This window comes from Devosia sp. (assembly GCF_035944845.1).
Taxonomy (GTDB): Bacteria; Pseudomonadota; Alphaproteobacteria; order Rhizobiales; family Devosiaceae; genus Devosia_A.
Genome location: NZ_DASZAW010000093.1, coordinates 1 through 18142, shown reverse-complemented (window position 1 = coordinate 18142; position 18142 = coordinate 1). Strand labels below are relative to the sequence as shown.

The 18142-nt window shown below is 65.5% G+C and carries 16 protein-coding genes; 9 read left to right on the top strand and 7 right to left on the bottom strand.

What is annotated here, in order from left to right; translation table 11 throughout:
* The 3 genes from infB to VGV07_RS18810 all read left to right on the top strand — a co-directional run.
* Positions 1 to 2677 (top strand): translation initiation factor IF-2 (infB, locus tag VGV07_RS18820; RefSeq protein ID WP_326870263.1); only part of this gene is annotated, 2677 nt, incomplete at its 5' end.
* A gap of 163 nt (positions 2678 to 2840) precedes the next feature.
* Positions 2841 to 3359, top strand: coding sequence for a hypothetical protein (locus VGV07_RS18815; RefSeq protein WP_326870262.1), 519 nt, complete (start codon positions 2841 to 2843; stop codon positions 3357 to 3359).
* Between the two features lie 153 nt (positions 3360 to 3512).
* Positions 3513 to 5348 (top strand): ABC transporter ATP-binding protein, encoded by a 1836-nt coding sequence (locus tag VGV07_RS18810; protein ID WP_326870260.1) that lies wholly within the window; start codon positions 3513 to 3515, stop codon positions 5346 to 5348.
* A gap of 163 nt (positions 5349 to 5511) precedes the next feature.
* On the opposite strand, the gene VGV07_RS18805 is transcribed toward VGV07_RS18810, so the two are convergent.
* From VGV07_RS18805 to VGV07_RS18775, 7 genes are all read right to left on the bottom strand, one after another.
* Positions 5512 to 6147 (bottom strand): ATP-dependent Clp protease proteolytic subunit, encoded by a 636-nt coding sequence (locus tag VGV07_RS18805; RefSeq protein WP_326870259.1) that lies wholly within the window; start codon positions 6145 to 6147, stop codon positions 5512 to 5514.
* Positions 6148 to 6189: 42 nt separating this feature from the next.
* The gene (locus tag VGV07_RS18800) at positions 6190 to 6531 is read right to left on the bottom strand and encodes an SRPBCC domain-containing protein (protein ID WP_326870258.1); all 342 of its coding nucleotides are present in this window, start codon (positions 6529 to 6531) and stop codon (positions 6190 to 6192) included.
* Complete coding sequence (locus tag VGV07_RS18795) at positions 6528 to 6839, bottom strand: metalloregulator ArsR/SmtB family transcription factor (RefSeq protein WP_326870257.1); 312 nt, start codon at positions 6837 to 6839, stop codon at positions 6528 to 6530. Before VGV07_RS18795 ends, VGV07_RS18800 begins: the two co-directional genes overlap by 4 nt.
* Before the next feature lie 205 nt (positions 6840 to 7044).
* Positions 7045 to 9291 carry an excinuclease ABC subunit UvrA gene (locus VGV07_RS18790; protein WP_326870256.1) on the bottom strand — a complete coding sequence of 749 codons (2247 nt, stop codon included), beginning with the start codon at positions 9289 to 9291 and terminating at the stop codon, positions 7045 to 7047.
* 196 nt (positions 9292 to 9487) lie between these two features.
* Positions 9488 to 9739 carry a hypothetical protein gene (locus VGV07_RS18785; protein WP_326870255.1) on the bottom strand — a complete coding sequence of 84 codons (252 nt, stop codon included), beginning with the start codon at positions 9737 to 9739 and terminating at the stop codon, positions 9488 to 9490.
* Positions 9740 to 9786: 47 nt separating this feature from the next.
* Complete coding sequence (locus VGV07_RS18780; protein ID WP_326870254.1) at positions 9787 to 10536, bottom strand: ABC transporter permease; 750 nt, start codon at positions 10534 to 10536, stop codon at positions 9787 to 9789.
* Positions 10537 to 10737: 201 nt separating this feature from the next.
* Complete coding sequence (locus tag VGV07_RS18775; protein WP_326870253.1) at positions 10738 to 11685, bottom strand: ATP-binding cassette domain-containing protein; 948 nt, start codon at positions 11683 to 11685, stop codon at positions 10738 to 10740.
* 209 nt (positions 11686 to 11894) lie between these two features.
* Here VGV07_RS18775 and VGV07_RS18770 point away from each other — a divergent pair, with 209 nt between their 5' ends.
* The 6 genes from VGV07_RS18770 to pnp all read left to right on the top strand — a co-directional run.
* A complete protein-coding gene (locus VGV07_RS18770) occupies positions 11895 to 12695 on the top strand; it encodes a TetR/AcrR family transcriptional regulator (protein ID WP_326870252.1) in 801 nt (266 codons plus the stop codon).
* Between the two features lie 70 nt (positions 12696 to 12765).
* Positions 12766 to 13173 carry a 30S ribosome-binding factor RbfA gene (gene rbfA / locus VGV07_RS18765; RefSeq protein WP_326870251.1) on the top strand — a complete coding sequence of 136 codons (408 nt, stop codon included), beginning with the start codon at positions 12766 to 12768 and terminating at the stop codon, positions 13171 to 13173.
* Between the two features lie 141 nt (positions 13174 to 13314).
* A complete protein-coding gene (gene truB, locus VGV07_RS18760) occupies positions 13315 to 14211 on the top strand; it encodes a tRNA pseudouridine(55) synthase TruB (protein ID WP_326870250.1) in 897 nt (298 codons plus the stop codon).
* Between the two features lie 96 nt (positions 14212 to 14307).
* The gene (locus VGV07_RS18755) at positions 14308 to 16032 is read left to right on the top strand and encodes a sensor histidine kinase (RefSeq protein WP_326870249.1); all 1725 of its coding nucleotides are present in this window, start codon (positions 14308 to 14310) and stop codon (positions 16030 to 16032) included.
* 131 nt (positions 16033 to 16163) lie between these two features.
* Positions 16164 to 16433, top strand: a complete 270-nt coding sequence (gene rpsO / locus VGV07_RS18750) for a 30S ribosomal protein S15 (protein ID WP_055874294.1) — start codon at positions 16164 to 16166, stop codon at positions 16431 to 16433.
* Between the two features lie 419 nt (positions 16434 to 16852).
* Positions 16853 to 18142, top strand: a 1290-nt coding sequence (gene pnp, locus VGV07_RS18745; RefSeq protein WP_326870248.1) for a polyribonucleotide nucleotidyltransferase, incomplete at its 3' end; no start/stop codon positions are given.

Genomic DNA, 18142 nt, shown 5'->3' with positions numbered 1-18142 from the left:
TGATAACGACGACAAGCGCGAAGATTCTGGTGCCGGCGGCAAGAAGACGCTGTCATTGAAGGGAGGCCCCAGCGTGGGGGCACGCCCCAATGTGGCACGTTCGTCGCGGAACACTGTGGTCGTCGAGAAGCGCACCCGCTTTGTGCCGCCCGGCTCACCCGGCGCACACACGCCGCGGCCGCCCCAGACCGGTGGCGGTGCGCCGTCCCAGGGTTCGGGCCGCCCCGCTTCGTCGGGTGCGCCGTCGGGCAATCGCCCGTACCAGTCCAACCAGGGCCGACCGCCGCTCCGTTCCGGCGCTGCACCGCGTCCCGGTGGTGGCCTGAGCGCCACCGAGGCCGATGCCCGGGCCCGCGCCCTGCGCGAAGCTGCCGGCCGCCAGGCCGAAGACGAGGCTCGCGCCCGCGCCGAGGAAGCCCGCCGCATCGAGGAAGACGCCCGCCGCCGGGCGCTCCGCGAGGAGGCCCAGAAAGCCGAGGAAGCCAAGGCGCGTGCCGCCGAGGCCGATCGTGCGCTCGAAGAAGTCGCCGAGATTTCGACCGCTTCGCGTGAGCCGCGCGTATCGCCGGCTCGCCGTGCCGCCGAAACGGCGCCGCAGCGCCGCCCGGCGACCCCGGTGGCCGAGCTGCCGCCGACGCCGCCATCCGAGGCCGATGGCCGCAAGACCCGTACGGTTCCGGCCGCGCGGCCGCTGGTCAATGCCACCGAGCTCGAGAACGCCCGCCGTGGCGGTGCCGCGCGCACCGTGACCACGCCCGAGCGTCCGACCCGCCGCGCTGGCGAGGAAGCCTTCGCCCGTGGCCGCCTGACCGTCACCAATGCCGGCTCCGAGTCCGATCGCGACAAGGGGCCGTCGCTGGCCGCCATGCGTCGCCGTCGCGACAAGAAGATGGGCCGCAACCAGCAGCAGGCGCCCAAGCTCAGCCGTGAAGTGACCATTCCCGAGGCGATCACCGTCCAGGAGCTGGCCAACCGCATGTCCGAGCGGGCTGTCGACGTGATCAAGATCCTGATGGCCCAGGGCCAGATGGTGAAGATCACCGACATCATCGACAGCGATACCGCCGAACTGATCGCCACCGAACTCGGCCACACCGTCAAGCGCGTCTCCGACGCCGACGTGGAAGAGGGACTGTACGATATCCCGGCCGACGACAAGGCCGAGGATCTGACCAACCGCGCGCCGGTGGTGACCATCATGGGTCACGTCGACCACGGCAAGACCTCGCTGCTCGACGCCATCCGCGAGACCAACGTGGTCTCCGGCGAAGCCGGTGGCATCACCCAGCACATCGGTGCCTATCAGGTCGAAAAGAACGGCCAGAAAATCACCTTCCTCGATACCCCGGGCCACGAGGCGTTCACCGCCATGCGTGCCCGCGGCGCCCAGGCGACCGATATTGCGGTGCTGGTGGTGGCGGCCGACGACGGCGTCATGCCGCAGACCATCGAATCCATCAAGCACGCCAAGGCGGCCGGGGTGCCGATCATCGTTGCCATCAACAAGATGGATAAGCCTTCGGCCAACCCGACGCGCGTTCGCACCGAGCTGTTGCAGCACGAAGTGTTCGTCGAATCGATGGGCGGTGAAGTGCTCGACGTGGAAGTCTCGGCGGTCACCAAGGCCGGCCTCGACAAGCTGCTCGAAACCATCCTGCTGCAGGCCGAAGTGCTCGAGCTCAAGGTGGCCCGCGACGGGCGCGCCGAGGGCCTGGTCATCGAAGCCAAGCTCGATCGCGGACGCGGTGCGGTGGCGACCGTGTTGGTGCAGCGCGGCACGCTCTCGATCGGTGACATCGTCGTCGCCGGCACCGAGTTCGCCCGCGTTCGTGCCCTGATCAACGACAAGGGCGAGCAGGTGAAGGAAGCCGGCCCGTCCATTCCGGTGGAAGTGCTGGGCTTTACCGGCGTGCCATCGGCCGGCGACCGCTTCTCTGTGGTCGAGACCGAAGCGCGGGCCCGTGAAGTGACCGAGTACCGTCAGCGCCTGATCCGCGAGAAGACCGCGGGCGGCGGCGCCACCAGCCTTGAGCAGATGATGAATCAGCTCAAGGCCTCGGGCATCGCCAAGTTCCCGCTGATCATCAAGGGTGACGTGCAGGGCTCGGTCGAAGCGATCAACGCCTCACTCAACAAGCTCTCGACCGACGAAGTCTCGGCGCAGATCCTGATGAGCGGTGTCGGCGCCATCACCGAGTCCGACGTGACGCTGGCCTCGGCATCCAACGCCATCATCATCGGCTTCAACGTCCGCGCCAACAAGCAGGCCAGTGACCTCGCCACCCGCGAGGGCATCGAAATCCGCTACTACAACATCATCTACGACCTCGTGGATGACGTGAAGGCGGCGATGTCGGGTCTGTTGAAGCCGGAGCGTCGCGAGACCTTCATCGGCTACGCCGAGATCCTCGAAGTGTTCTCGATCACCAAGGTCGGCAAGGTCGCCGGCTGCCGCGTGACCGAGGGTATCGTCGAGCGTGGTGCCGGTGTGCGCCTCTTGCGCGACAACGTCGTGATCCACGAAGGCAAGCTCAAGACGCTCAAGCGCTTCAAGGACGAAGTCAAGGAAGTGCCGGTCGGTCAGGAATGCGGCATGGCCTTTGAAAACTACGAAGACATCCGCGCCGGCGACGTCATCGAATGCTTCCGCGTCGAGAGCGTGGTTCGTTCGCTGTAAAAGCGCTTCAAAGGCAGTACCGGATCGGGCATCAAGGTCACTTGGTGCCCGATTTCGTTTGGCTTTTTGTGATGGATCAATTTTCGACACAGTACACAGGTCGAGCAGCAGGCGTTTATCGAACTGGTCAACCGGCGCGCCGATCGGGCGATGATCTGACCTGATGTCCGAACCTCTCCTCACCCTCAGCTACACCCTGACCACTGCCGATGCGCTCGCCTATGAGGCCCTGCCGCGTGAAATGATCGGCTGGCGCAAATGGCTGCTGCTGATCTGGCTCGCGGTCGCGGGAGGCCTCGTGGCGTTCCTGCCGGCGGAGTGGGTCGGGCCGGAATGGGGCTGGCGCTTCTGGCTCTTCGCCCTGATTCTGGTCGGTATCGCCTATGGATTGGCCGCCGCTGTGATGACGCTCGCGACGCACCGCCGGGCGCGTCGCCGCATTCCCGCGCCCATGGTCGTAACGCTGGAGCAGTGGGGCGACCACCTTGCAGTGACCACGGCCGAGCGGCAGCTGTTCATCGCTTACGAAACCATTGCCGATGTCGCCATCGGCAAGTCCCACGTCTTCGTCACCGCGCCACCCGAGGCGCTGATCGTGCCGCTTACGGCGTTTGCCGATCGGGACGAGATAACGGCGTTCGGCGAGGACATCGACCGGCTGTCGCACCAGTCCGTCCCCTGACCGGTTCGTGCACCTGCCCGAATTGCTGGTTTCGCCGTAGCGCGCTCCACCCTAGAGTTGTTCTCGATTTCAGGATGATTTTCGATGCGTGGCGTTGGCGGTAGAGTCGGGGGCGGGGGACGTGGGGCGAACGGCCCGGACATCCCCGATGCCTTGCCGTTCGACAAGGGCGAGCGGCTCAAAACTTTCCGCCACCTCGGCCGGTTGTTCGCCCAGATGTGGCGCACCAGCCCCTGGCTGATGGGGTTGAGTATCGCGCTGCGGCTGGTGGTTGCCATCCAGCCGCCGCTGGTGCTGCTGCTGACCAAGCTGATCATTGACGAGGTGGTGCACCAGACCAGCCTCGGCGTGCCCGGCCCCGAGCTCAATGACTGGCTGCAGAGCGGCCGGCTGAGCTTCCTGATCGCCCTGCTGGTCGGCGAATTCGTGCTGGTCTTCGCCCGCGACGCCTTCAACCGCGCCATCAACGTGGTCGACAATATCCTGGGCGAGAGCCACTCCAACGCCGTCAGCCTCGAGCTGATGGAGCATGCGGCCAAGCTCGACCTCAAGCATTTCGAGCAGTCAGAATACCAGGACCGGCTGGAGCGGGCTCGGCGGCAGGCCTCGAGCCGTTCGACCGTCATCTCGCAGGTGTTCGGCCAGGCCCAGGCGATGATCACCGCCATTGCGCTCGCCGCGGGTCTCTTCGTTTACGCGCCGCTGCTGATCGGGCTGCTGGCGCTGGCGTTGATCCCGGCGGTGTGGGGTGAGTTCCGCTTCAACCGCCTCGCCTATTGGATCTCGCACAACCGCTCGCCCGAGCGGCGGCAGCTCGAATACCTGCGCCAGATCGGCGCCAGCGCCGACAGCGCCAAGGAGATCAAGCTGTTCGGGCTGGGCGATTTCCTCTCCGGCCGCTTCAAGGGGCTCTCTGACCAGATCCTGATTGAGAACCGCAACCTCTCGATCAAGCGCGCGCTGCAGACCGGGCTGCTCGCATCGATTTCGACCCTCACCTACTACGCCGCCTATGCCTATATCGTCTGGCGGACCCTGCATGGCGAGTTCTCCATCGGCACGCTGGTGTTCCTCTCCGGCAGCTTCTCGCAGCTCAACGGCTATCTGCAGCAGATCCTCATCGGCTTCACTCAGATCGCCGGGCAGTCGCTCTATCTCGACGACCTGTTCAGCTTCTTCGAGATCAAGCCAACCATTCTCGATCCGAAGCATCCCAAGACCTTCCCCCTTCCAGTGCGCCAAGGGATCGTGTTCGAGAATGTCGGCTTCCGCTATCCCGGCTCGGAAACCTGGGCGGTGCGCAACCTGAGCTTCACGGTCCCAGCCGGCGAGACGCTGGCGCTGGTGGGCGAGAACGGCGCCGGCAAGACCACCATCGTCAAGCTGATGACCCGCCTCTACGACCCCGACGAGGGCCGCATCACGCTGGATGGCATCGACTTGAAGGAATTCGCCACCGCTGATCTGCGCACCCATATCGGTGTGATCTTTCAGGACTTCCTGCGCTACAGCTTCACGGCCTCGGACAATATCGGCGTCGGCCGTATCGAGGTGGCGGGCGATCGCGAGCGCATCGTCTCGGCCGCCGAGCAGAGCCTTGCCGATCCGGTGATCCGAAAACTCCCAGGCGGCTATGACCAGATGCTCGGCCGCACCTTCCTCAAAGGCCAGGATCTGTCGGGAGGTGAGTGGCAGAAGGTCGCTATCGCCCGGGCCTATATGCGCAACGCCGAAATCATCATCCTCGATGAGCCGACCGCGGCGCTCGACGCCCGCGCCGAGGCGGAAGTCTTCACCCGCTTCAAGAACCTCGCCGAAGGCACCACCGCAGTACTGATCTCTCACCGCTTTTCCACCGTCCGCATGGCCGACCGCATCGTCGTCCTGGCCGACGGCAAGGTGGAAGAGCAGGGGACACATTCCGAGCTGATGGCGAATGGCGGGAGATATGCCGAACTGTTCGAGTTGCAGGCGGCGGGGTATCGGTGAACCCCGTGGCCCCTCTCCCCTGAGGGGAGAGGGTAGTGGAGCTAGGACCGATAGGTCCGTAGCGGAACTAGGGTGAGGGGTTCAGCTTCTCAGCGAGCGCGAGTTGCGCCGCTTCACCCCTCAACCGGCCTTCGGCCACCTTCTCCCCTGAGGGGAGAAGGGATCACCGCCCCATCAGCAACTCCGGCACCGGCATCGCCAGTTCTGCCCGCTCGGTGAAGATCGAGTCGATCAGCCCCCAGTCGCGCGCTTCTTCCGGCGACATGTAGCGGTCGCGATCCAGCGTGCGCTCGACCTCTTCGATCGTCCGTCCGCAGTGCTTGGCATAGATCCGGTTGATCCGTGCCTTCACCTTCTGGCTCTCCTCGGCATGGATCAGCACATCGGTGACCTTGCCCTGTGCCCCGCCTGACGGCTGGTGCACGAGGATCGAGGCATTGGGCAGCGCCATGCGGCGGCCGGGCGCCCCGCCGGCGAGGAGGAACGAGCCCATCGAATAGGCGGTGCCCATGCACAGCGTCGACACCGGCGATTTGATGAACTGCATGGTGTCGTAGATGGCGAGCCCCGCCGTCACCACGCCGCCGGGCGAGTTGATGTAGAGCGAGATTTCCTTGCCCGGGTTCTCGGATTCGAGGAACAGCAGTTGGGCGCAGATCAGCGCTGCCATCTGGTCCTCGACCTGGCCATTGACGAAAATGATCCGCTCGCGCAGCAGCCGCGAGAAGATATCGAATGAACGCTCCCCGCGGGTCGACTGTTCGATGACCATAGGGACGAGCTGCATCATGTCGCGCATCGGCAACCTCCTTCAGAACGGCTTTGGGTGATGAGTTGGGGCTTAAGCGGCCCGCAGCATCATGGTGTTGGTATTGGCCGGGATCGGCACCTGCATTGGCGCTCGGTCGTGCACCAGCCGCAGCCACGTGCCGCCCTCGGGTGTCGCCTCGAGCGTGAAGGTCACCAGCTCTCCTGCGGCATCGCCCTCGCGCCAGCTGAGGCGCAGCCGATGCGGCGGCACCGCTTCCACGACTTCAGCGGTGAAGCGTTCGCCATTACCGTCGGGCAGCAGCCAGGCATCGCGATAGGCCGGGATCGACAGCGCCCGCCACACCTTCTCCGGCGCAGCATCGAGCGCGCATTCGACCGTCACGCGCTCGGCTTCGGGGTTGAGCTCGCTCATTGATCCATCTCCTTGAGGAAGTCCTTGAGGCGACCCAGCCGTTCCGGCCAGAACGCCTGGTAGCGGCTCAGCCAATCATGCAGCGGCGCCATGCCGTCGGGGTTCACCGCGTAGTGGACGCTCCGCCCCTCGCGCCGCTCGGTGATCAATCCGGCGCCGCGCAGCACCGCAATATGCTGCGACATCGCCGGCTGCGAGATGGCAAAGCCCTGGCCCAGCGCCGAACCGGTTAGCTCGCCCGCCGCCAGCCGCTCCAGCATGGCGCGGCGGTTGGGATCGGCCAGCGCCTTGAAGATATCTGCTTCCATGGCCAACACATAAGCAAATACTTATGAGTCGCGCAAGCCCGTTCGACTCCCGGGCTTCCGGCGTTCGAGCTGTGCTGTCGGCACCACCGCATCGCCGAGATCGACCTACGAAACAACACAGCCCAACCTGTCCACCATGTCCCCGAACACCCCCACCTTGGGGAGGGATTAAGGGTGGGGGGTCCGCCGCACCGGCGGGAGCTGGTTAGGCGTCTCGCGCCGCCAGCGCCGCCCCCGTCAAACTCCCCTTCGCCCCGCGCAAACCGCTCGGCGTGCCCTCGAACACCACGCTGCCGCCCTCGTGGCCGGCCCCCGGCCCGAGGTCGATCACCCAGTCGGCGCGGCTGATCACGTCGAGATTGTGCTCGATGACGATCACCGTCGAGCCGGCGTCGACCAGCCGGTCGAACAACCCGATCAGCGTGTCGACGTCATTCATGTGAAGCCCCGTGGTCGGCTCGTCCAGCACGTAGATATTGCCGGATTTGCCCAGTTCGGCCGCGAGCTTCAGCCGCTGCCGCTCGCCGCCCGACAGCGTCGAGAGCGGCTGGCCCAGCGTCAGGTAGCCGAGTCCGACATCGTCGAGGCCACGCAGAATCTTCGCGATCGCCGGTTCGGTGAAGAACTCGGTCGCCTCGCTGACGCTCATCTCATAGACGTCGCTGATCGCACGCCCACGCAGCTTGTGCTGCAGCACCTCGTCGGTGAAGCGCTTGCCTTCGCAGCTCTCGCAGACGCTGGCCACCGGGTCCATATGCGCGAGGTCGGTATAGGTGACCCCCAGGCCTTTGCAGTCGGGGCAGGCGCCTTTCGAGTTGGCCGAGAACAAAGCCGCGTCTACGCCGTTGGCCTTGGCGAAGGTCTTTCTGACTGTGTCGAGGATACCGGTATAGGTCGCGGTATTGGAGCGCGACGAGCCGCGGTTGAGGTTCTGATCGATGATGACGGTATCGGGGTAGGCCGCCGGCAACGATCCCTGGATCAGCGAACTCTTGCCCGCGCCGGCGACGCCGGTGACCACGGTCAGCACCCCCTCGGGGATCGACACCGACACATCGCGCAGGTTGTTGGTCTTCGCATGGGCAATTTTCAGCTGACCCTTGGCCCTGCGGCCGTCGGCCTTGATCGGCTGGTGCTTCTTCATGTGGTTGCCGGTCAGCGTGCCGGATTTGAGCAGTCCGTCGACATCGCCCTCGTAGACGATCTCGCCGCCTTTGCTGCCGGCGAACGGGCCCATATCGACCACATGATCGGCGATGGCGATCATGTCGGGCTTGTGTTCGACGATCAGCACCGTGTTGCCCTTGTCCCGCAGCTGCTGCATCAGCCCGGCCAGCGGGCCGACATCGTGCGGGTGCAGCCCGACACTCGGCTCGTCGAACACATAGGTGATGTCGGTCAGCGATGAGCCCAGATGGCGCACCATCTTCACCCGCTGGCTTTCGCCCCCCGACAACGTCGAGCTTTCGCGGTCGAGGCTGAGATAACCGAGCCCGATGGTGACGAGATTCTCGAGCCGCGCCGCCAGCGCTTCGATCATCGGCTTGATCGACGGCGCCTCGATCGAACGGACGAACGGCGCGAGGTCGGAGACCTGCATCGCCGAGCATTCGGCGATCGACTTGCCGTTGACCCTGCTCCCGAGCGCCGCCGCGTTGAGCCGGGCGCCGCCGCAGGCAGGGCAGGTCTTGCGCGTGAAGATCTTGTCGTACTCGAGCCGCACATGCGGCTGCAGGTTCTCGGGGTCCTTCGAGCCCAGCCCCTTCTTCAGCTTGGTGACCACGCCCTCATAGGTGAGGCCGATCTTGCCGACCTTGATCTTGCGACCATCGTCGAGGTTCAGCAGGTTCTCGCGCTCTTCGGCGCTGAACTTCGACACCGGCTTGTCCATGTCGAACAGGCCGGAGTTCCTGTAGATCTCCCAGTACCAGGTATCGACGGCGAAATCCTTGGGCAGCAGGGCGCCCTGGTTGAGCGACTTCGACTCATCGATCACCGCGCTCATATCCATCGCCGCGACCTGGCCGATCCCTTCGCAGTCGGGGCACATGCCGCGCGGATCGTTGTAGGAATAGAGCCCGGGGGCGCCGAGTTTCGGCTCGGCGGCCCGCGAAAAGATCACCCGCAGCATCTGCGCGGCGTCGGTGACGGTGGCGACGGTGGAGCGCGAGTTGCCGCCGAGCCGCTGCTGGTCGACGATGATGGCGGCCGAAATGTTCTCGAGTTCGTCGGCATCGGGCTGGCCGTAATGCGGCATGAACTGCTGGACGAAGGCCGGGTAGGTCTCGTTGATCAGCCGCTGGCTCTCGGCCGCGATAGTGCCGAACACCAGCGAGGATTTGCCTGATCCCGAGACACCGGTGAACACCGTGATCTTCCGCTTCGGGATATCGAGCGACACGTTCTTGAGATTGTTCTCCCGCGCCCCGCGGATTTTGATCGAACCGTACATCTGCGTCCTCTTGTACTTTACCAGTTAGTTAAATAATGTTTTGGGCAAAGGCAAGGCCTCGCCCCAACCACCTTGTCACCCCGGCGAAGGCCGGGGCCCATCCTGAGGTCTCTCCACGATCCATGGCCGGCCGAGGCACCCCAGGATGGTTCCCGGCCTTCGCCGGGATGACATCGAGGCGGGGGGTAGCAGCCCCTCACCGCAGCCGGTCGAGCACCGCGAATTCGGCATGGATCCGGCGCCGCTCGGCTTGCGTTAGCGGCAGCGCCTGGAAGCGGCGGTGGAGGTCGGTTGCGACCTGCTGCTGGCCCATGGCCAGCGCCAGTTCGATGCGCGCGGCGAGCGCCTGGGCTTCATCCGGGCGGCCATTTGCCGCCGAGGGAAGGACCGGGATGCTGATATTCTCTGCGTTCATGATCTTGGCCTCGAAGGAGTAGGAACCGGACACCAGCATGGGCGTCCGGCTGTTTAGTCACTGACAGGCCGGGCCGGAAATCAGAGGCTCGCCTTGCGGATGGCCCGGGCGCCGATGCTGAGCCCGACCGCGGCGGTGCCGAGCGCCACCAGCACGCCCCAGAGCACCGTGGTGGTGAAGAACTCGCCGGCGAACAGCGCCCGCTCCGCCTCGATCAGATAGGTCAGCGGGTTGAAGCGGCTGGCGATATAGAGCCAGCCTGGCCCGTTTTCGATCGGCAGCAACACCCCGCCGAGCAGCATCAGCGGCAGCGCCACCGATTGGCTCACCATGTAGAACAGCGAGGTGTTGTGCCGCGCCGCGATCGCCAGCGCATAGGAGAGCGCCGCCACCCCGGCGCCGAACAGGGCCAGCAGCGCCAAGCCGAACAGCATCTGGAACGGATGCAGCTGAAGGCCGAACGGCCAGGCGAGCACGATCAGCGCCAGCGCCTGCAGCGCCAGCGGGAACATCTCCTTGAGCGAGCGGCCGAAGATCAGCGCCGGCCGGCTCATCGGGGTGGAGAGAAAGCGCTCCAGTACCCCGCTCATCAGCTCCTCGGTAAGGCTCCAGCCCACCATCGCGGTGCCGAACAGCGTCAGCATCACGATCATCCCCGGCACGAACCATTGCAGCGCCTCGGCGGTCGAGCCACCGAGATTGAGCAACGGCACGAAGAACGCGAGGTAGAGCACCGGCTGCACCAGCCCGAACGCCATCCAGGACGGATCGGCAAGGGTCGGCTTCATCTCGCGGGTGAACGAGGTGGCGACGTCACGGAAGAAGGTCATGGGTGAATCTCCCAAGTAGGAACGAAGGATGCGGTTCTTCTGCTTCCCTCCCCCTTGAGGGGAGGGATTGAGGGAGTGGTGCGGTTCTGGAGCCGATGGACCCCCACCCCCCGCCCCTCCCCTCAAGGGGGAGGGGAGCCAGAACCCGGCGCGGTTCATCTTCCGAAGCGCGCCGCCCTCGAATCGGTGCGAATGGTCCTTTCATGCTGCGGCCTCCCGCAGCGAACGGCCGGTCAGCCCGAGAAACACATCGTCGAGCGTCGGCCGGCGGACATTGGCGGCCAGAACGCGGGCCCCGCGCTGATCCAGCGCCCGGATGAACTCGGGCAGCACGGCCTCGCCGCCCTTTACCGTGACGCCGACCCTGGCCCCGTCACGGCTGATGTCGCGCGCTTCGGGCAGGTTGGCGGCGAGTTCGGCGGCGATCACCGCGTTGTCGGCATCGATGGTGATGCGGTCACCCGCGAGGTTCGCCTTCAGCCGCTCCGGCGTGTCGTTGGCGATGATCTGGCCATTGTCCATGATCATCACCCGCTCGGCCATGGAGTCCGCCTCATCGAGGTAGTGGGTGGTGAGGAAGATCGTCATGCCGGTCGACTTGCGCAGCTTCAGGATGTGCTCCCAGAGGTTGGCGCGGCTATGCGGGTCGAGCCCGGTCGAGGGTTCGTCGAGGAACAGCACCTTGGGGCTGTGCATCAGCCCGAGCGCGATATCGACCCGTCGCTTCTGCCCGCCCGACAGACTCATGCCCGTCCGCTGTTCGAGCCCGGTGAGCTCGAGCATGCCGATCAGCTCGTCGGCGCGGCGCGTCGAGTCGGCCTTGCTCATCCGCTGCGCGGCGCCTTGCGTCAGCAGTTCGTCGCGCAGCTTGTTGTAGCCGCCCGCCCCGGCACCCTGGCCGACATAGCCGATGCGGCGGCGCACCGCGTTGGCGTCGCGCAGCACGTCATGGCCGGCAACGCTTGCTGCCCCCTCGGTTGGCGGCAGCAGCGTCGTCAGCATACGCACGCTGGTGGATTTGCCGGCGCCGTTGGGGCCGAGGAATGCCACCAGCTCCCCTTCCGCCACGTCGAGGTCGAGGCCGCGTACCGCTTCGACGACACCCTGCTTGGTCTTGAAGCTGCGCTTCAGTCCGCGGGCATGGATCATTGCTTCACTCCTCAATACGCTTCAGGTTGGACGAGCGTAACCAGCCCTGCTGACATGACGTGTCAGCAGGCTGATTTTCGACACGCAGGGCGCGATGTCCGAAGGGATATCTCGACATTCGCGGCCAGGCGATATAACATTGTGCAGTGTACGGAGTTTGGATAGACCCAATCCCGTACGCTGTAAAGAGTTATTTTGTGGGAGGCCGGATGGCCGAGGAAATTACCGGTCGCGGCGATCCGATCCGGACGTTGGAGCTGATGTGGGGCAAGGCGGCGCCGCCCAGGCGCGGGCCCAAATCGCGGGTCAGCGTCACCGACCTGGTGGCGGCGGCCGTCACCATTGCCGATGCCGAGGGGATCGATGCGGTCTCCACCCGGCGGGTCGCCGAGGCAGTCGGCATTTCACCGATGAGCTTTTACACCCACATTCCGGACAAGGCGGTGCTGCTCGACCTGATGCTCGACGCCGTCGCCACCGGGCAGGCTGGCGAGGAAACGCCTCGGTTCCATCCGGACGATTGGCGCGCCAATGTCACCCTGGTGGCACGGAGTTTCCGTCGCTTCTACCTGGCGCATCCCTGGGCGCTGGAAATCGGCACCCACCGGCCGGTACTGGGGCCCAACACCATTCGGGCCTACGACAACTTCCTCACCGTTTTCGACGGCCTCGGCCTCGGCGAAGTCGAGATGGATTTCTGCGTCATCCTCGTCGCCAACTATGTGCATGGGGCGGTGCGCGACGTGGTTCGGGCCAACATGGTCAAGGCGCAGACCGGCATGAGCGACGACGAGTGGTGGTACACCATCGAGCCATTCCTTCAGACCATGGATTTTTCGCCCTATCCGGTGGCCAGCCGGGTCGGCGCGGTGGTCGGCGAACTCTATGGCCTGGGGAACCCCGACCTCGCCTTCGACTTCGGCCTCGAGCGTATCCTCGACGGGCTCGAGCGGTTGATCGAGGGCAAGGCCTCCGGCACGGACGGGGACAAGGCAGAGCAGTGCGCCTGACGCTCCTGCCTCGAGCGGAGGGGAACGCCCCACCGTTGACGGAAAGCCGCCAAGCGCCTAACTCACCCCGATGAAACGCGACACCCACAAGCCCACAGGTCCCAGCCAGCGCATGCTGCGCGTCGGCGAACTGGTGCGCCACGCCCTGGCGGGCGTCTTCTCACGTGGCGAGATCGAGGATCCGCTGCTCGAAGGCAAGGTCATCACCGTGCCCGAGGTCCGCATGACGCCCGACCTGAAGCTCGCCAATGCCTACATCATGCCGCTGGGCGGCGAAGGCGCCGAGGAAATCGTCGCGGCGCTCAACCGCCACCACCGCTTCATCCGCGGCCGCGTGGCACCGGCACTCGACCTGAAGTTTGCGCCCGACCTGAAGTTCTTCGTCGACAACACTTTCGACGAGTTCGGCAAGATCGACGCCCTGCTGCGCTCCGACCGGGTGCAGCGCGACATCCATAAGGATGAGGACGAAGAGTAAGCGACTCTGGCGATACCAGCAGTCGGGTCTCCCTCCCCTTGATGGGAGGGATCAAGGGTGGGGTGGAGCCCCACGCGCTTGTGCCGGCCGCCACCCCCACCCTCATTCCCTCCCCACAGGGGGAGGGAGGCGATGGAACCGATGCCCCAAACAAAATCCCCCAAGCGCGACGTCTCCGGTTGGTTGGTTCTCGACAAGCCCTATGACATGACCTCCACCCAGGCGGTGGGCAAACTCCGCTGGCTGTTCGGTGCCAAGAAGGCCGGCCACGCCGGAACGCTCGATCCGCTCGCCACCGGCATCCTGCCGATCGCACTGGGTGAAGCCACCAAGACCGTGCCGGCCGTACAGGACGGCACCAAGGTATACCGCTTCGCCATCAAGTGGGGCGAGGAGACGACCACCGACGACGCCGAAGGCGACGTCAGTGCCCGCTCCGACATGCGGCCGTCCGAGACCGAAATCCTGGCTGCGTTGCCCGACTTCACCGGCGAGATCATGCAGACTCCGCCCGCTTTCTCGGCCATCAAGGTCGACGGCGAGCGCGCCTATGACCTGGCGCGAGCCGGCGAGGTGGTCGAGCTGGCGGCCCGACCGGTCTACGTCGAAGCCCTCCGGCTCATCGAGCACGCCGGCGACATCAGCCGGCTCGAAATGACCTGCGAGAAGGGTACCTATGTGCGCGCCCTGGCGCGCGACCTGGCGCGCCAGCTCGGCACCTATGGCCATGTCGTCGAACTTCGCCGCACTGCCGTTGGCCCCTTCGATGCGGCGCGAGCGGTAACGCTCGCGGCCTTGGAAGCCGCCGCGGATCGCGATGCCCTGCTGCTGCCGGTTTCCGCCGGTCTGTCGCTGCTGCCCGAGATCCGCCTCACCCCCGATCAGGTGAGTGCCGTACGGCATGGCAACCCCGTGCTGCTCGGCGGCGCCTCGGCGCCGATCGCGCTCGACAGCGCCTGGGCCAGCAGCGCCGGCGTCGCGGTGGCGCTGGGCCGGGTCGAAGCTGGCATGTTCAAACCGCAACGCGTTATCGTCTGACAATTCTTGCCGAACCACTGGAACCAATGGTGATATACGGCGTTCCAGTGCACTTAAGTGCACAGGGGTTCGGGTTGATTTTCGCCGGGGTGCGTTATGGCTGACGGGCCAAGCCCGGCTGAGGGTGGTGCTGTCGCACGTCGCCGCCGCCCGACGGCCCGGCCAATTGCAGTTTACCTGTTCGTCCTGGCGCTGGTGGCGCTGGTCCCCGCCTTTATCTTTTCCGCCATCCTGCTGCAGCGCAACAACGAGGCGCAGGAGCGTGTGGTCGAAACGCTGATCACCGGCAATGCCCGCTCCATCGTTCAGGCGGTGGACCGCGAAATCAACGCCAACATCACGACGTTGCGCGTCCTCGCAACCACCCCACCGCTCAGCCCGGCCGCCTATCCCGAGTTCCACGCCCGGGTCAGCGTGGCGCTCGAGAACACCTCGTCCTTCGTCTATCTCGTCCACCCGGATATGACCTCGGACCTTTCCACGCGGGTGCCGATGTCGGAGCAGGAGGCCAATCCGATCGGCGATGTCGAGACCGCGCAGCGGGCCTTCGACAGCCGCGAGGTGGCGATATCGGATGCGGTGTTCGGAAGTCTCTCCAAGCAATGGGTGGTCAACATCCTGCAGCCGATCTTTCCGGCCGGCCAGGAGCCGCTGATCCTCGGCTTCAGCCGCGCCGCGGGCCAGCTGTCGAATACGTTGCTGGCGAGCCGCATGCCCGAGGGCTGGCATGTGGCGCTGGTCGACAGGAAGGGCGTGATCATCGCTGCCGCCGATCAGGGCGGCAACACCGGCGACGCCTTCAACCTCGCGCCGATCGACGAACTGGGCTCGACCGCAGGCTGGCGCAGCCTCGTTTCCGAGGGCAAGGACTACCTGGTCGTCGCCCAGCGCTCGACCCTCACCGGCTGGACCCTGGTGGCCTGGGCCGATCGCAGCGTCGTGGCCAAGCCCCTCGCCGACGCATTCTGGTCGCTCTTGGCCGGCGGCGTGCTGCTGGCGGCGCTGGTGGTCCTCGTGGTCTATGGCGTGAGCCTGCAGATCGGCCGCTCGGTGCATGGCCTCGAGGCCGACGCAAGGCGGCTCGGCGCCGGCCAGCCGGTGGAAGCGCGTCCCTTCCCGATCGAGGAGATCGAAACCGTGTCGAGCGCGCTCGGCGATGCCTCGCGTCGCCGCCAGGCCGCCGAGACCGAGGTGCGCTTCCTGATGCGCGAGCTGGCACACCGTTCCAAGAACCAGATGACGGTGATCGCTGCGATGGCCAAGCAGACGGCGCGCGGAGCCGATACGGTGCCCGAGTTCGTCTCGAGCTTCGAGCGCCGCATCTTCGGGCTGGCGCGCTCCACCGATCTGCTGCTGGCGCATGGCGTGGCCGGCGTCGATCTCAAGGAGCTGTTCGTCAGCCAGATCGATCCGTTCTGTCCGGTGGATGGCGAGCGGGTGGTGGTCGATGGTCCCTCGCTGCGCATCAACGCCCAGGCAGCGCAGATTCTCGGCATGGCAGCACATGAGCTGGCCACCAATGCGGTGAAGTACGGCGCCTTCGCCGGGGATGGCGGCCGGCTGGAGCTGACCTGGAAGCGGCTCGACGACGCCGTGAGCTTTGTCTGGCACGAAACCGGCAGCCTACCCGGCGAGGCCACCACTCGCCGCGGCTTCGGCACCACCGTGCTCGAGAACATGGTTGGCCGCTCGCTCAATGGTGAGGTCGAGCGCGAGGTGCACGAACTCGGCATCGAGTGGCGCTTCACCATTCCGCTGAGCTCGCTCGACCCTTCCGACAGCCTCAACGGCGCCGCCGAGGCCGACGCTTCCGACAAATAACTGGCGTTCTCGAGCCCTTTCCCCTATAGAGCGCGCAAGTTCCGGCCCGGCCGGCGCTTATTCATGGCTCCACCTGGACGACATCCCGGGCGGCAGCGTCCCGATGATCCTCTTTTGAAAGGACCTTTCCGATGTCGATTACCGCAGAGCGGAAGACTGCGCTCATCAAGGACTACGCCACCAAGAAGGATGACACCGGTTCGCCGGAAGTCCAGGTTGCGATCCTGTCCGAACGCATCGCCAATCTCACTGAACACTTCAAGCTGCACGGCAAGGACAACCACTCCCGCCGCGGCCTGCTGAAGATGGTTTCGACGCGCCGCCGTCTCCTTGACTACGTCAAGAAGTCGGACGAAGCGCGCTACAAGGCGCTGATCGAGCGTCTGGGCCTGCGCCGCTAATGGAGCTTGCTCGGCAAAAGTTGTCAGACTTTTGCGGTTCGAGCGAGCGACCACCTAGCAAGGCCAGGTTGGACTATGACTTGGACCCACGAGGCACGCCTCGCGGGTCCGCCCCGGCAGCGCTGCCGGGTCGTTGCGTAGGCTGACGAACTACGCGGAGCATGGCGAGATCATCGGCCGCTCACGGTGCCAGACCTTCCGCAAGGATGGGCACCTCCTGCTTCAAGGAAACTGAGCGGCTCATCGTCTTGTCCATGTTCCGCCCCAGCTGACACCTGGGACGTCAGCGCGGAAACCGTGCCGATTTTGGGCTGCTGTCGCACATGGGGTGCGGCGCGCGGCTGGCACACCGGATGAGTTCGCGGGGTGGCTACGCCCCCGCGTTCCCGCTCATTCCGGCAGAATGGAAAGACAACGAAATGCCCATCAACTTCGACTACCACAAAGTTGAGCTGAACTGGGGCGGCCAGCCCCTCACCCTCGAGACCGGCAAGATCGCCCGCCAGGCCGATGGCGCCGTGCTCGCCACGCTCGGCGAAACCGTGCTGCTCGCCACCGTCGTTTCGGCCAAGTCGCCGAAGCCGGGCCAGGACTTCTTCCCGCTGACCGTCAACTACCAGGAAAAGTACTTCGCCGCCGGCAAGATCCCGGGCGGCTACTTCAAGCGCGAAGGCCGTCCGACTGAAAACGAAACCCTGGTTTCGCGCCTGATCGACCGCCCGATCCGTCCGCTCTTCCCCGATGGCTACAAGAACGAGACCCAGGTGGTCGTCACGGTTCTGCAGCACGACATGGAGAACAACCCGGACGTGCTCGCCATGGTCGCCGCCTCCGCGGCCCTGACCATTTCGGGCATTCCGTTCATGGGTCCGATCGGCGCTGCCCGCGTCGGCTACATTGATGGCGAATACGTCCTCAACCTCGCCGTCGACCGTCGCGCCGAGTCCAAGCTCGACCTGGTCATGGCCGGCACCCAGGACGCCGTGCTGATGGTGGAATCGGAAGCCCAGGAGCTCTCCGAGGAAATCATGCTCGGCGCCGTGATGTTCGGTCACGAAGCCTCGCGCAAGGTCATCGACGCCATCATCAAGCTGGCCGAGCTCGCCGCCAAGGAGCCGCGTGATTTCACCGCTCCTGATTACTCGGCGCTCGAAGCCGACGTGCTGAAGGTGGCCGAGGCCGACCTCCGCGCCGCCTACAAGATCACCGACAAGGCGCAGCGCTACGCTGCGGTCGATGCCGCCAATGCCAAGGTCAAGGCGCACTACGCGGCCCAGATCGAAGCCGGCACCGTCTCGGCCGAGGACCTGGGCGAAGTCGTCCATAACCTGCAGGCCAAGATCGTCCGCTGGAACATCCTCGACACCAAGTCGCGTATCGACGGCCGTGACCTGACCACCGTCCGCCCGATCGTTGCCGAAGTCGGCGTGCTGCCCCGCACCCATGGTTCGGCGCTGTTCACCCGCGGCGAAACCCAGGCTCTCGTCGTTGCCACGCTCGGCACCGGCGATGACGAGCAGTTCGTCGACAGCCTCGAAGGCACCGGCAAGGTGAACTTCATGCTGCATTACAACTTCCCGCCCTACTCGGTCGGTGAAGCTGGCCGCATGGGCTCGCCCGGCCGTCGCGAAATCGGTCACGGCAAGCTCGCCTGGCGCGCCATCAACCCGATCCGTCCCAAGGCGGAAGAGTTCCCCTACACCATCCGC